This window comes from Bernardetia sp. MNP-M8 (assembly GCF_037126285.1).
GTDB lineage: Bacteria > Bacteroidota > Bacteroidia > Cytophagales > Bernardetiaceae > Bernardetia.
Genome location: NZ_CP147012.1, coordinates 5,117,534 through 5,129,512 on the forward strand (window position 1 = coordinate 5,117,534; position 11,979 = coordinate 5,129,512).

Below are 11,979 nucleotides of genomic sequence, written 5' to 3' on the forward strand. Positions count from 1 at the left end.
TTTCTACAAAAACAACTGTTCAATCATTTCTGTATCCAAAAGCATAAATATTTTCTTTCCATCAGGTGTGTAATTTGGTTGCTGACAAGCAAAAAGCTCATCAATCAAACTTTGCATTTCTTCATTTGAGAAAAAAGTTTTGGCTTGCATAGAGGCACGTTTGGCAAAGGCACGCAAAATATTTTCTCGTTTCGGAATTTTGATAGTCGTTTGATTGTACTTAAACTGCTCTAAAAGTGCTTCTAAGATAGATTCTCCTTTTTCTTTAAGCAAATCAGCAGGAAGACCAATCAAACGAACTTGTCCTTTTTTCTCTAATTCTTCATTAATTTCTATCGTAAAACCTAAGTTTTTGAGTTCTGGCAAAACCTCCTTCAAAAGCTCATAATCTACCACCGAAAAAGTAAGAGTAGGAGGAAAAAGAATTTGTTGAGAAGTGGCACTATTTGCTGTGCTTTTCGAAATTCTTTGCTCATAACGCTCATATAAAATACGCTCATGAGCTGCCGAAGCATCAATCAAAATCATCCCCGATTTAGTCGGACTTGCTACAAAACGACCTGCCACCCAAAAAACATGACGTTTGTCGGTGTTTTCTATTTTGGATTTAGATGATTTTATTTCAGCTTCCAATTCAGACTTAGAAAGATTATTCGCAGAACTTCTGAAAGTTACAGGATTTTGAGATTGAGAATTGACGATTGGAGAATTCTCATTTGTGTTTCCTGACTCCTTTTTAGTGTCATGCTCTAATTCCAATTTCTGACTTCCTATTTCCTCTCTTTGCTCGTCATTCAGATAAATTCTTTCCCAATTTCGTTGGTTATTTTTTTCTCTTTCTGTTGGTTCTGGTCGTTCATATTTTTTTAACTCTTTATTTCTATTAAACGGCTCGCTAATATAACTTCCATACTTTCCTTTGTTTTCTTCTTTATTATATCTGCCAATAAAGTCTTTATTTTCAGCATTTTCATCAACATCATCATACTTTGAAAAGTCAGAAAAAAATGTTCTTGGTTGTTCTTCATTATCCTCATCTTCGACATTGTTGGTATCTCCACCAACGACATTATTACGATAATTTGCAGGATTTAAAAAGTTTGCATCTGTATCAAAATCTAAAGGAGAAACGACCTGATGAACTCCCAAAGCTTGTTTGACAGCCGATTGAACAACTACATAAACTGTTCTTTCATCATCAAATTTTATTTCTGTCTTGGTGGGATGTACATTTATATCAATCTTTTTTGGATCAATTTCTATGAATAAAACATAAAAAGGATGTGCATCTTTTGGCAAAAGTCCTTCATAAGCCGTCATTACAGCATGATGCAAATAACCACTTTTTATGAAACGATTATTTACAAAAAAATACTGATTTCCTTTTGTCTTTTTGGCTGCTTGTGGCTTTCCTACATATCCTAAAAGTTTAATTGTTTCTACGTCTTCTTGACATGTCAAAAGATTGGATTGATAACTTTTTCCAAACATTGCCACAATTCTTCTAGCCAATTTTCCCTCTTTAAGATTATAAACCTCTTGTCCGTTATGGTGCATGGAAAAATTTATATGAGGGTTTGCCAGCGCAACACGTTCAAACTCCTGCGTAATATGACGTAGCTCAACCGAGTTAGATTTCAAAAATTTTCGGCGTGCTGGTGTATTAAAAAATAAATTTTTTACAGCTAAAGACGTTCCTTTTTGTGTCGCTGTTGGTTCGTGTTTTTTAACTTCTGAGCCTTCAATATAAATCAGTGTTCCTACCTCTTGGTCTTCTTGTCGTGTACGAAGTTCTACTTGTGCAACAGCAGCAACTGAAGCCATTGCCTCTCCTCTAAAACCAAATGTTAAAATATTATATAAATCATCAGGATGTGTTATTTTGGATGTTGCATGTCTTTCAAAGCACATTCTAGCATCTGTTTCAGACATTCCCTTTCCATTATCAATAACTTGAATAAGTATTTTTCCTGCATCTTGCAAAACGAGTTCAATACTTGTAGCTTCTGCATCCACCGAATTTTCTAACATTTCTTTTACCACAGAAGCAGGTCTTTGAACGACTTCTCCAGCAGCAATTTGATTGGCAAGTGATTCGGGCAGTAAACGGATGATGTCTAACATAAAAAATTACGAATTAGAAATTACGAACTGAAAGACGACGTAAGTCAATTACGAAAGTAGTTCGTAAGCAATTTATGGTTTTAAGAGGTTTAAATTATAAAAGTAAATGAATACCTTTAAATTAGATTTTTTTGATTTATCACTTACTCAAAGTTCGGCAAATTTGAGCGAGCAAACAAATGATACAACCAAACAACTAAAAATCATGGTATTTCGTTTTATAAAAAAAATACAAAATTTATTTCGCTCTTTTATTCTTATGCAAAATCAGAAATATATTCCCGTTGATTGTGGTTTTTATGACAATTTAGAAGCCTTTGCCACTACTAAAAAAACAGTAACAATCCGTTATTTAAAATCAAGTTATGACACAATTATTCATCAAAAAATTAAAGTTAAGGATTTAGAAACCAAAAACGGAGAGGAATTTATGATTTTTGAAGTAGAATCAACTAAAGAAAAAATTAAAATTCGTTTGGATAGATTAATTGATATTGATGGAATAACAGTTCCAAAAAATGGAGAATCTTGTCTTTTATAAACATTCCAAAAATGCTAACAAAGCCTTTTTTTCTTCTGCTTTCAAATCTAGTTCAAGCGTCGACGCTTGAACTAGACTTGAACTTCCATCGTGCAAATAAGGAAAGGTTTTGGAAATATGCCTTAAAGTAGGCGTTTTGAATTTTAAATAATCGTTAGGATTTTCAGTAACTCGCTGTCTTCCTTTTTCATTTATAGGATTTGTTAGTTTATCAGAATAAAAAGTAGTATCCAAATGAGCAAAATGAAACTGATAATCTGAAAACAAAGGTGCAGGATGACAAGAGTTACAATGCTTGTTAAAAAGCTCTTGTCCTTTTAATTCTAACTTTGAAAAGGTAGCTTTATTTTGCTGAACACTATCCCATTTTGTTATAAAATTAAAATCAGAATTAGAAGAAGAAGGCGAAATAATAGTCCGTTGATATTGTGCTAATGCTCTAAAAATAAGCGCATTTGTAATACTGTCACTTCCAAAAGCATTTTTGAATAAAGCAGGATAACTTTTATCTTTTTGCAATAAAATTGGTAATTTTTTCAAATCCATTGCCATTTCGTCTGGGTGTTCAAGTGGCGCAGCAGGAAGTGACTCAAGGTTTTTTATGCCTCCGTCTAAAAAAAGTCCGTTTTCTGCATAAGCTATATTTATTAGCGTGGGTGTGTTGCGAGAAAGTTTCTTTTTAGTTGTTCCTAGATTGCTTTTTTCTAAAGTATCTGTAAAATAGAGTTTTGGATTATGACAAGTCGCACACGAAATGTTATTGTTTTTGGATAATTTTGTATCAAAGAAAAGAATTTTGCCCAAAATTATGCCTTCTTTTGTAGTCAGATTTTGAGAAGGTTCTTTTGGTATAGAAGGCATATAGGAAGCTAGAGTAATTTTATATTTCTCATTTTTAAAATCTCTCGTTTTATTTTCACAAGAAAAAGCAAGCAACAAAACAGCAATTAATATAGCTAAATAAAGAGAAAAATTATGTCTTATTCGGTTCATACATTAAATATAGAAAATCATTCCCACATAATCGGAAGGCAAGATGGAGTTACTGGTGATACGATAAAAGCAAATGATGAAATCGTTTTTTGCGCTGCTTGTCAGTCTGTTTTTTTGATGGATAGTTGGGAATATATGAAAAATCAGCATTGTGAGCAATCTGAAACACTTAATTTTGTTCCTTCTCCTATTTCAAAAATAACTGTTCGTAAAGGAGGAAGAAAAGAAAAAGTCCTTTTTGAAATTAAAAATAAATTTACAAATAAAATATATAGTTATCTAAAAGATTTTTTACCTTCACTATTCAAAATATCACCTCTTTTTTATGTGATTTGTTTAGTATTTTTGCTGTGGAATATCTTACCTAAAGACTATTTTGTGTCTGGAGAATATAACGGTATAGTAATTTGTTTCTGTTTTGTACTCTTGTTTTTCAGTATCATAATTGGAAAAAGATGGAGTGAAAAGAAAGAAATGAGTCTAAAAAATGCACGTTCAATTAATTACTCTTTTAGAGTTCTAGAAACAGGAATGACTATAAGAAACCAATTTTACTTTTATTTTGAAATAGAGAAAGTAAATTCATACAAAACTAAAGACGAACATAATTTAAGTATTCGATTAAGAAATAATCAAAACATAACACTAAACTTACCATTTAGGAATTATAAGCACACAAAGCCATTTTATTTAGCACTTGCTTGGACTGCACAGTTTGTAGAAGTTCATTTTCAAGCAGAAGATAGTAGAGAAAAGGAACTTTTGAGAAGTGTCGTGAAAAATTATGCAGGAAACCTTTTTTTAGTCGAACATCTTTCAAGTCTTGGTTCTAGTAATTAAATTTTTCAATACAAAATGAATATACATAAACTAGATATAGAAAATCATTCCCACATAATTGGAAGGCAAGATGGAATTACTGGGGATAGTATAAAAGCAAATGATGAAGTGGTTTTTTGTGCTGCCTGTCAGTCTGTTTTTTTAAAAGATAGTTGGAAGTATATGAGTGGAAAACATTGTGATCAGTTCAGAACACTTCGTTTTATGCCTGAACCTACTCCAAATTTGATTATTAGAAATGGAATCAAGATAACAGAAAATGTAATCTTTGAGTTTAAGAATGAATTTCTCTCTCAAATAAATGAGTTGATAAAGTTAGTTGTTCCTTTTGCAATGCGAAATATTTTTTTACTTCTAGCTAGTGTAGTAATAGCCTTGATGTGGATTTTTATTCCAAATGATGCTTATAATGGGCAAAAAACTGAATATACTTTATTTCTATCAGTGATTATACTTTTTGTTAGTCATTACTTCAAACCAATGTGGACTGAAACTAGAAGCAAAGAAATAGAAAATTTAGACTTTATCAATACTAATTCAGGATTGAAAATCTTAGAAACAGGAATTATTCTTGGAAAGAATTTTCATAATTACGATCAAATAGAAAAAATTACTACTTCAAAATCAGAGAAAAAACATAAGTTTACTATTGAGCTAAAAGACAACTCAAAATTCACTAAAAATCTTTCTCTGAAAAATTACGAACGAACCAAACTGTTTTATTTAGCACTTGCTTGGACTGCACAGTTTGTAGAAGTTCATTTTCAAGCAGAAGATAATAGAGAACAAAGACTTTTAAGGAGGATAGAACAAAATTATGCAGGTAGAATTTTTATAGCTGAAAGCTTTGGTATCTCCTAAAGTTTTTTCAAAATAAAAAAGCAACTTCAAAAAAGTTGCTTTCATAAAATGGTTTCTATCTATTTTTTTTTAATTTGTGATTTTTTCTAAGTAGCTAATCTTTTAGATACTCTACAAATATTAGCCGAACCACTTCTCTCATACTGTATTTCGTCCATTATTTTTTTGACTAGAATAAGTCCGATTCCTCCACTTCTTTTATCTGCAATAATTTCTTGCATATCAGGTTCTTTATAAGAAAGTAAATCAAAACTTGGTGCGCTTTCATCTTTTATTTCAAATACAAATTGATTATCCTTTCTGCTTACACTTACTTCTATATCTTCTTTCGGATTACACTTATGGGAATGAATAATCAGGTTGGCACAGAGTTCGTCTACTGCCAAAACCATCAGATTTATATCTATCGGCGAAATTGCATGCTGCTTGAGTGCTCCCTCAACAAAGTTGCGAACTCTGCTAAGGTTGTTTTTCAAACAAGAAATTCGAATGCTATGAATCATTTATTATTTATTACTTTATAGCTAGTGATTATTATGCTAATGAATTAGCTTTTTATTTAGCTCTACTTTTTGCTTCATCTTTTGTTTTTGTTATCGGAATTATTTCATCTAAACCTAAGATTCTAAAAACCTTTAGCACTTTATCATTCATCCCATATAAAACCAAACTGATATTTCTAGCTTCACATTCTTGCAAATGAGAAGTAAAAACGCCAATTCCAGGTGATGAAATATAATCTAAACGATTACAGTCTACCAAAATTGGATTACGATTTTCTCCAATGGCTTTGGCAAGCACTTTATCTAGCTTAATAGAAGAAGAGGCATCTAAATCTCCATCAATGCTAATAATATAGTTTTTGTCCTCTTCAGTAAATTTGACTTCCATTATATCTTACGAAAAATAATTGCAATAGGTTTGCTACGAGTAATAAATTATAATAAATAAAGTATAATTAGGAAGAAAGATAGATAATTCTAATTTAAGAATATCCTGTTTCTCTCAAAAAACTACTTTTATTTGAATTGACAAATTTACTATTCTTACCGAGAGTTTTCAAGTTTTTTTGAAAATAAATAAAAAAGATGCTATTTAATTAGATTATTATAAGAACGAAACCTATAATTAACTCGTTAATTAACATTTTATACTCACTATTTTAGTTTATTACTGATTATCAATCTATATAAATGACTTACCATTCTCACAAATTAGATTCAACTCACTCTCATATTATTGGAAGAACTGATCCAATTACAGGCGATACAATAAAAGAAGAGGATAAAGTAACTTTTTGTTTGACTTGTCACTCTTGTTTTTTAGAAGAAAGTTGGAATTATATGAATAATAGGCATTGTGAGCAAAACGAGACTTTAAAATTTATTCCCTTTCCACCTCCTCAACTTATTGCTAAGAAAAAAGAACAAAAACTGATTGCTGAATTGAAAGAATCAACGATTAATCCATTTCCTAGTATTATCGCATTTGTTCTTTTTGTTTGTATTTTTTCTGTTTCTGGTGTTAGTCCGATTATTTCTTTTCTACTAAGTTTATTTTTCAGTGTTGTAGTAGGTGTAATATTTAGGTAGCAGGAAATTATAATTACAAAGTCAAAAGGACTATATATTTATGAAGAATATATTCAGCTAGATGAGAGTAAGTTTTTTTGGGATCAAATCTCTCAAATAAATTTTAAAAGAGCGATGCGTGTTGCATTTGATGAGAGATATGGAACAGAAAAAGTCTATTCTTATACACCCTCATTAGAGATTCATTTCAAAAATGGAGATAATTTGGTAAGACATTTTCCTACAAAAAGTTATTATGATATAAAGCCTTTTTTGTTTGGTCTTGCGTGGGCATCTCAATTCACTACTATTCATTTTTATACTGAACACGAAAAAGAATATGGATTAGTCCAAAGTTTTGATAGAAATTATCAAGGAACTATAAAAATTGGAGTCCCAACACAATTAGCATATAATCCAGAAGAAAATTAAAATAACTATATGACTTACCATTCTCACAAATTAGATTCAACTCATTCTCATATTATTGGCAGAACCGATCCAATTACAGGCGATACAATAAAAGAAAATGATAAAGTTGTATTTTGTTTGGCTTGTCAATCTTGCTTTTTAGAGGAGAGTTGGAATTATATGAATAATAGACATTGTGAGCAAACTGACACCTTATTTTTTGCGCCTTATATTCCTTCCAAACTTGTCGCAAAGAGAAAGAAAGACCAAAACTCAGAACCTTTACTAAACAAAAACACAATAAGTATTCTTTTGATTTTACTTTTTTATGGAATATATAGTAGCTCAATCTATCTTTTATTAGGAGATTTACTTCTCTTTAGAGATAGAATTTTGTTCTCTGTTATAATTGGTCTTTTTCCTGCTGTTCTTTCTGTAATGGGTCTTACAAGTGAAAAGTTTACAAACTTGATAGGAATAACAAAATCTAAAAAAACAGATATTCATATTCTTGAGGAAGGATTACAGATAGATGATATTCTTTTCGCTTGGTCTAATATAGAAAAAATAGAGTATCGACGAGCAGCAAAAGAAGAAAATAGCCTTGTATCTCCACAAATTAAAATCTTTCTTCAAAATGGAAATACTATTCAAGAGAAATTTGAAACTAAAAATCCAGAACATCAAAAATCATTTTTACTCGCCTTAGCGTGGGCTTCTGAACAGACAAAAGTAGAGTTTTATACCAAAAGCCAACAAGAATACGCACTTTTGGTAAGTGTAGAAAAAAATTATAAAAACATGAAATTAGGAAATAGAAATAGAGAATAGAGAAAAACTACGTTTTTTTAATCTTTAGTATAAACCAATGCGTTTTTTAATAAAAAAAATTCGTAATTCGTAATTCGTAATTCGTAATTCGTAATTCGTAATTTAATATTTTTATTTGGAATTAATCTAAATAAATTTTAGATTTGTAAAACATTACAAACTCCTTTACCTCAACATCTTATTTTAAGTCATGCAAACTACATTTCCTGCATTTCCTTCGATTATTGGTTCTGAAACAAATTCTTTTTCTACTAACTTGAATAATGAAGACGAATCATTTTGTCAGTCGTTTAGCTGTTGTAAAAAAGATAAGTGTTGTAAAAAATATAAGAAAAAAGGAACACATTGTAAAAAATGTCCGAAAATATAGAGTTCGTGATGTTATTGGTGTCGCTTCGCTAAAACATCAACAACAGCATCTATTTTTCATTTTTCTAGCAGTTTTTGGATTTTCTGTCTATATGTTTGTCCAATCGGAACAACCGTATTTTCTAAAAAAATCTGATTTCCTTCAATCGTTTTTACTTTTTCTAAAGCCACAATAAACGATTTATGAACACGCAAAAAATATTTTCTAGATAAAATAACTTCTAAATCTGATATTTTTTCATTGCAAATAATCATTTCTTCTTCCAAAAATAGCTTTGAATAATTGCCGTAGGCTTCCACGTAAAGCAATTTTTCAGGATTAATCTGATGGTGTTTTTTATCACCTTTTACAAAAAAAGAATCACCTTTTGATTCTGTATTTTCTAAATTTGTAAGAAGAGGTAATACATTTTTGATAGAATTATTCTGAACAGAAATAGCTTTATTGACAGCCTTCACAAAACGCTCAAAACTAAATGGTTTTACCAAATAATCTACCACACCGAGTTCATAACCTTCCAAAGCAAATTCTTGATAGGCACTCGTTACAATTACTTTAGGCGAATTAGTAAGTGTTCGTAAAAGCTCAAATCCGTTAATTTTTGGCATATTTATATCCAAAAAAATAAGTTCTACATTATTTTGATGCAAAAATTCCATTGCCTGAAAAGCATCATAACAGTTTTTTTGTAATTGCAAATGAGGCAACATTCCACAAAACTTTTCTATAAGTTGATGTGCTAGTGGTTCGTCGTCTATGATAATGTAATTTGTCATTTTTTTTATTTTAAATTACTAAACAGGGTTAAAACCCTGTCCAATGTATAATTCATATCCTATTTTTGAAACTATATCTTTGTAAAAAATACAAAAGGCAATTTTTTAATTGAACAGGGTTTTAACCCTGTTTTTATAAATTGATTACTCAATCTGAATTTTCAATTTTGCACTATAAATGGTTTCTTTTTTCTCAATTTCTAAAGAATATTTTTGAGGATAAAGAAGTTCTAGTCTTCGTTTGAGATTTTGTAATCCAATTCCTTGCTCTGTCTTTTTTTGATTTTGATTATTTTCTTCTGAATCAAAATTATTTTCTATCCAAAAAATTATTTCTTTTTGATTTCTGATTTGATGCAATTCTAATCGAACAGTCAAAAAAGCGTTTTCTCTCAATGTTTCCACGCCATGTTTGAAGGCATTTTCAAGCAAGATAATAAATAATAAAGGGGCAATTTGAGTAGTTTCTATATTGATATTTTGCCTAACTGAAAAATTGATTTCTACATTTTTTTGATACCGAATTTTTTGAAGTTCGATATAATTTTTTAGATATTCTATTTCATCAAGTAATGAAACGGTCTGTTTTTGTCCTTCATAAATGGTGTAGCGCATCATATCAGAAAGTTGCAAAATCATTGTAGGAGCTTTTTCTGAATTCTGAACCGTCAAAGAATAAAGATTATTGAGTGTATTAAAGAAAAAATGAGGATTGATTTGAGTTTTCAAAAGTGCTAATTCGGCAGCCATTTTTTGTGCTTTTAAGTTTTGTAACCATTTCCATTGTTCATATATCCAAATCAGAAAAAAAACAGGAATAGGCAAAATAAAAAAACTAAGAGCTGTTTCTTTTTTCTGTAAATACATTTCCAATCCACCCGAAAACAACCGAACATACAAAAAATAAAGCGATGAAAATCCATAAATCCCCCAAATAATGATTTTATATTTTGCAAAAAAAGATGGAAAAGCAGCATAACAACCACCCATCCAAAATAAAATTAGAATCAAAATAATTATAGGATTATCAGTCATTCCCTGCATAAAAAGCCGTACAAAAGCCAAAACTCCAATCAATAAAAGAAGTCCTAGAAGTAGATATAGGTAGTTTCCTCTTTTTTTAAAATAGGTATAAATCATCAACGAAATAACAACTCCATAGAGTAACAGAAAAAAAGTATTCATAAAAAACTCCTTTTCATCTATCAAAATTAGTTTGCTGTACTGCAATAATTTTACAAAAATAAAAGTAAGTGGAAAGCCTATCAGAACAGCTTTATATTTTTTGAGAAGAGGAATAATTTGATTCATAAGATTTGAACTATAAATTTTCTACCTCAATGACGGTTTTAGTATACTGTTTAAAAAGTTTAGCAATATTTTTTGTGTGTTCAACTACCCAGAGTTGAACGAAATGCTTCCTCAGAAGCGTGATTTATTTGCTTGAATTATGCTTCTGAGGAAGCGAAACATTCAGTTCTGAGGAACTGAATGCACAACAAAATATAGCCTCATTGACGTTTAAATATTTATACGAAAATACATCTTCTTTACTCTCATTCATAAAAATCATGACAAACCCAGTAAAAACAAGGTCAAACAAGTTATTTTTTGATTTAAAATGGTTTATAAGTCTTTTGAAGGTGTATAAAGTCAAAAAAAACGTGTTTGTCATTCTTATTAGATAGAGAAAAAATAGTGTTTTAGTTTTGGAATATAGAAAAAAACAGTCGTTGGTGAGACACCCACAACGACAGTAGAAAAAAATATTCTCATTTAACTCTACCAAAATGAACACACTCACTATTGAAAACCTTTCAAAAACATATCCCAACGGAACAGAAGCCTTACAATCTATTTCTTTAGAACTTACAGACGGAATGTTTGGCTTATTAGGAGCAAATGGCGCAGGAAAATCGTCTCTTATGCGAACCCTTGCTACATTACAAGAACCCACTTTAGGAACTATTACTTTCAATAAAAATGATATTCTAAAAAATCCAGATGCAATTCGTCATACACTTGGTTATTTACCTCAAGAATTTGGTGTTTATCCCAAAATTTCAGCACAAGAAATGCTCAATTATTTAGGAATTTTGAAAGGGTTAGAAAATAAAAAAGAACGAAAAGAACAAGTAAACGCACTTTTAGAACAAACAAATTTGTATCAACAACGCAAAAAATCAGTTGCTACTTTTTCAGGAGGAATGCGCCAACGTTTCGGCATTGCACAAGCATTATTGGGAAATCCAAAACTCATTATTGTAGATGAACCCACAGCAGGACTTGACCCCACAGAACGCAATCGTTTTTTGAATCTTTTGAGTGAAATTGGAGAAAACCGAATTGTTATTTTATCGACGCATTTTGTGGAAGACATACGAGAACTCTGTACCAATATGGCAATTATGGGACAAGGAAAAATTATAACAAAAGGAAATCCTAATGAGCTTATTTCTACTCTAAAGGATTGTATCTGGACGAAAATGGTAGAAAAAAATGAAGTTTTACACCTCAAAAATAGGTTTCAAGTCATTTCTACAAAACTCATAGGAGGAAAAACACAACTTACTATTTTTTCAAAAACAGTTCCTAATGAAGGTTTTGAGCCTAAAATGGCAACGTTAGAAGATTTTTATTTTACAAAAAGCAATCTATAAA

General features: G+C 30.4%; 14 protein-coding genes. 8 read left to right on the forward strand and 6 right to left on the reverse strand.

The window, feature by feature from the left end:
* Window positions 1–3: 3 nt before the first annotated feature.
* Window positions 4–2,124 (reverse strand): DNA mismatch repair endonuclease MutL, encoded by a 2,121-nt coding sequence (mutL, locus tag V9L04_RS20675; RefSeq protein WP_338791835.1) that lies wholly within the window; start codon window positions 2,122–2,124, stop codon window positions 4–6.
* 106 nt (window positions 2,125–2,230) lie between these two features.
* On the opposite strand from mutL, the gene V9L04_RS20680 reads away from it, so the two are divergent.
* Window positions 2,231–2,665 (forward strand): hypothetical protein, encoded by a 435-nt coding sequence (locus V9L04_RS20680; protein ID WP_338791836.1) that lies wholly within the window; start codon window positions 2,231–2,233, stop codon window positions 2,663–2,665.
* Here the strand turns inward: V9L04_RS20680 and V9L04_RS20685 are convergent.
* Window positions 2,660–3,658, reverse strand: a complete 999-nt coding sequence (locus V9L04_RS20685; RefSeq protein WP_338791837.1) for a cytochrome-c peroxidase — start codon at window positions 3,656–3,658, stop codon at window positions 2,660–2,662. The two genes, V9L04_RS20680 and V9L04_RS20685, sit on opposite strands and share 6 nt — an antisense overlap.
* Here V9L04_RS20685 and V9L04_RS20690 point away from each other — a divergent pair.
* Together V9L04_RS20690 and V9L04_RS20695 are read left to right on the forward strand one after the other, a co-directional pair.
* Window positions 3,641–4,498 (forward strand): hypothetical protein, encoded by an 858-nt coding sequence (locus V9L04_RS20690; protein WP_338791838.1) that lies wholly within the window; start codon window positions 3,641–3,643, stop codon window positions 4,496–4,498. The genes V9L04_RS20685 and V9L04_RS20690 overlap by 18 nt on opposite strands.
* A 15-nt stretch (window positions 4,499–4,513) precedes the next feature.
* A complete protein-coding gene (locus tag V9L04_RS20695) occupies window positions 4,514–5,359 on the forward strand; it encodes a hypothetical protein (RefSeq protein WP_338791839.1) in 846 nt (281 codons plus the stop codon).
* 86 nt (window positions 5,360–5,445) lie between these two features.
* Here the strand turns inward: V9L04_RS20695 and V9L04_RS20700 are convergent, their stop codons facing one another.
* Together V9L04_RS20700 and V9L04_RS20705 are read right to left on the reverse strand one after the other, a co-directional pair.
* Entirely contained in the window at window positions 5,446–5,862 is a 417-nt protein-coding gene (locus V9L04_RS20700; RefSeq protein WP_338791840.1) for an ATP-binding protein, read from the reverse strand.
* Window positions 5,863–5,914: 52 nt separating this feature from the next.
* A complete protein-coding gene (locus V9L04_RS20705) occupies window positions 5,915–6,250 on the reverse strand; it encodes an STAS domain-containing protein (protein WP_338791841.1) in 336 nt (111 codons plus the stop codon).
* Between the two features lie 302 nt (window positions 6,251–6,552).
* Here V9L04_RS20705 and V9L04_RS20710 point away from each other — a divergent pair, with 302 nt between their 5' ends.
* From V9L04_RS20710 to V9L04_RS20725, 4 genes are all read left to right on the forward strand, one after another.
* Window positions 6,553–6,951 (forward strand): hypothetical protein, encoded by a 399-nt coding sequence (locus V9L04_RS20710; RefSeq protein WP_338791843.1) that lies wholly within the window; start codon window positions 6,553–6,555, stop codon window positions 6,949–6,951.
* A gap of 114 nt (window positions 6,952–7,065) precedes the next feature.
* Complete coding sequence (locus V9L04_RS20715; protein WP_338791844.1) at window positions 7,066–7,362, forward strand: hypothetical protein; 297 nt, start codon at window positions 7,066–7,068, stop codon at window positions 7,360–7,362.
* Between the two features lie 9 nt (window positions 7,363–7,371).
* Window positions 7,372–8,172 (forward strand): hypothetical protein, encoded by an 801-nt coding sequence (locus V9L04_RS20720; RefSeq protein WP_338791845.1) that lies wholly within the window; start codon window positions 7,372–7,374, stop codon window positions 8,170–8,172.
* A gap of 190 nt (window positions 8,173–8,362) precedes the next feature.
* Window positions 8,363–8,542, forward strand: a complete 180-nt coding sequence (locus V9L04_RS20725) for a hypothetical protein (protein ID WP_338791846.1) — start codon at window positions 8,363–8,365, stop codon at window positions 8,540–8,542.
* Between the two features lie 56 nt (window positions 8,543–8,598).
* Here V9L04_RS20725 and V9L04_RS20730 read toward each other — a convergent pair whose 3' ends face one another.
* Both V9L04_RS20730 and V9L04_RS20735 read right to left on the reverse strand, forming a co-directional pair.
* Window positions 8,599–9,318 carry a response regulator transcription factor gene (locus V9L04_RS20730; protein WP_338791847.1) on the reverse strand — a complete coding sequence of 240 codons (720 nt, stop codon included), beginning with the start codon at window positions 9,316–9,318 and terminating at the stop codon, window positions 8,599–8,601.
* Between the two features lie 144 nt (window positions 9,319–9,462).
* Window positions 9,463–10,629 (reverse strand): histidine kinase, encoded by a 1,167-nt coding sequence (locus V9L04_RS20735; RefSeq protein ID WP_338791848.1) that lies wholly within the window; start codon window positions 10,627–10,629, stop codon window positions 9,463–9,465.
* A 479-nt stretch (window positions 10,630–11,108) separates the two neighbouring features.
* On the opposite strand from V9L04_RS20735, the gene V9L04_RS20740 reads away from it, so the two are divergent.
* Complete coding sequence (locus V9L04_RS20740; RefSeq protein WP_338791849.1) at window positions 11,109–11,978, forward strand: ABC transporter ATP-binding protein; 870 nt, start codon at window positions 11,109–11,111, stop codon at window positions 11,976–11,978.
* Window position 11,979: the final 1 nt, after the last annotated feature.

What these genes read in the sequence shown, in the direction of transcription:
- V9L04_RS20710 (WP_338791843.1), top strand. Translation starts at nt 6,553, where the DNA reads ATGACTTACCATTCTCACAAATTAGATTCAACTCACTCTCATATTATT.
- V9L04_RS20680 (WP_338791836.1), top strand. Translation starts at nt 2,231, where the DNA reads ATGAATACCTTTAAATTAGATTTTTTTGATTTATCACTTACTCAAAGT.
- V9L04_RS20685 (WP_338791837.1), bottom strand. Translation starts at nt 3,658, where the DNA reads ATGAACCGAATAAGACATAATTTTTCTCTTTATTTAGCTATATTAATT.
- mutL (WP_338791835.1), bottom strand. Translation starts at nt 2,124, where the DNA reads ATGTTAGACATCATCCGTTTACTGCCCGAATCACTTGCCAATCAAATT.
- V9L04_RS20730 (WP_338791847.1), bottom strand. Translation starts at nt 9,318, where the DNA reads ATGACAAATTACATTATCATAGACGACGAACCACTAGCACATCAACTT.
- V9L04_RS20690 (WP_338791838.1), top strand. Translation starts at nt 3,641, where the DNA reads ATGTCTTATTCGGTTCATACATTAAATATAGAAAATCATTCCCACATA.
- V9L04_RS20700 (WP_338791840.1), bottom strand. Translation starts at nt 5,862, where the DNA reads ATGATTCATAGCATTCGAATTTCTTGTTTGAAAAACAACCTTAGCAGA.
- V9L04_RS20720 (WP_338791845.1), top strand. Translation starts at nt 7,372, where the DNA reads ATGACTTACCATTCTCACAAATTAGATTCAACTCATTCTCATATTATT.
- V9L04_RS20740 (WP_338791849.1), top strand. Translation starts at nt 11,109, where the DNA reads ATGAACACACTCACTATTGAAAACCTTTCAAAAACATATCCCAACGGA.
- V9L04_RS20725 (WP_338791846.1), top strand. Translation starts at nt 8,363, where the DNA reads ATGCAAACTACATTTCCTGCATTTCCTTCGATTATTGGTTCTGAAACA.
- V9L04_RS20715 (WP_338791844.1), top strand. Translation starts at nt 7,066, where the DNA reads ATGCGTGTTGCATTTGATGAGAGATATGGAACAGAAAAAGTCTATTCT.
- V9L04_RS20735 (WP_338791848.1), bottom strand. Translation starts at nt 10,629, where the DNA reads ATGAATCAAATTATTCCTCTTCTCAAAAAATATAAAGCTGTTCTGATA.
- V9L04_RS20695 (WP_338791839.1), top strand. Translation starts at nt 4,514, where the DNA reads ATGAATATACATAAACTAGATATAGAAAATCATTCCCACATAATTGGA.
- V9L04_RS20705 (WP_338791841.1), bottom strand. Translation starts at nt 6,250, where the DNA reads ATGGAAGTCAAATTTACTGAAGAGGACAAAAACTATATTATTAGCATT.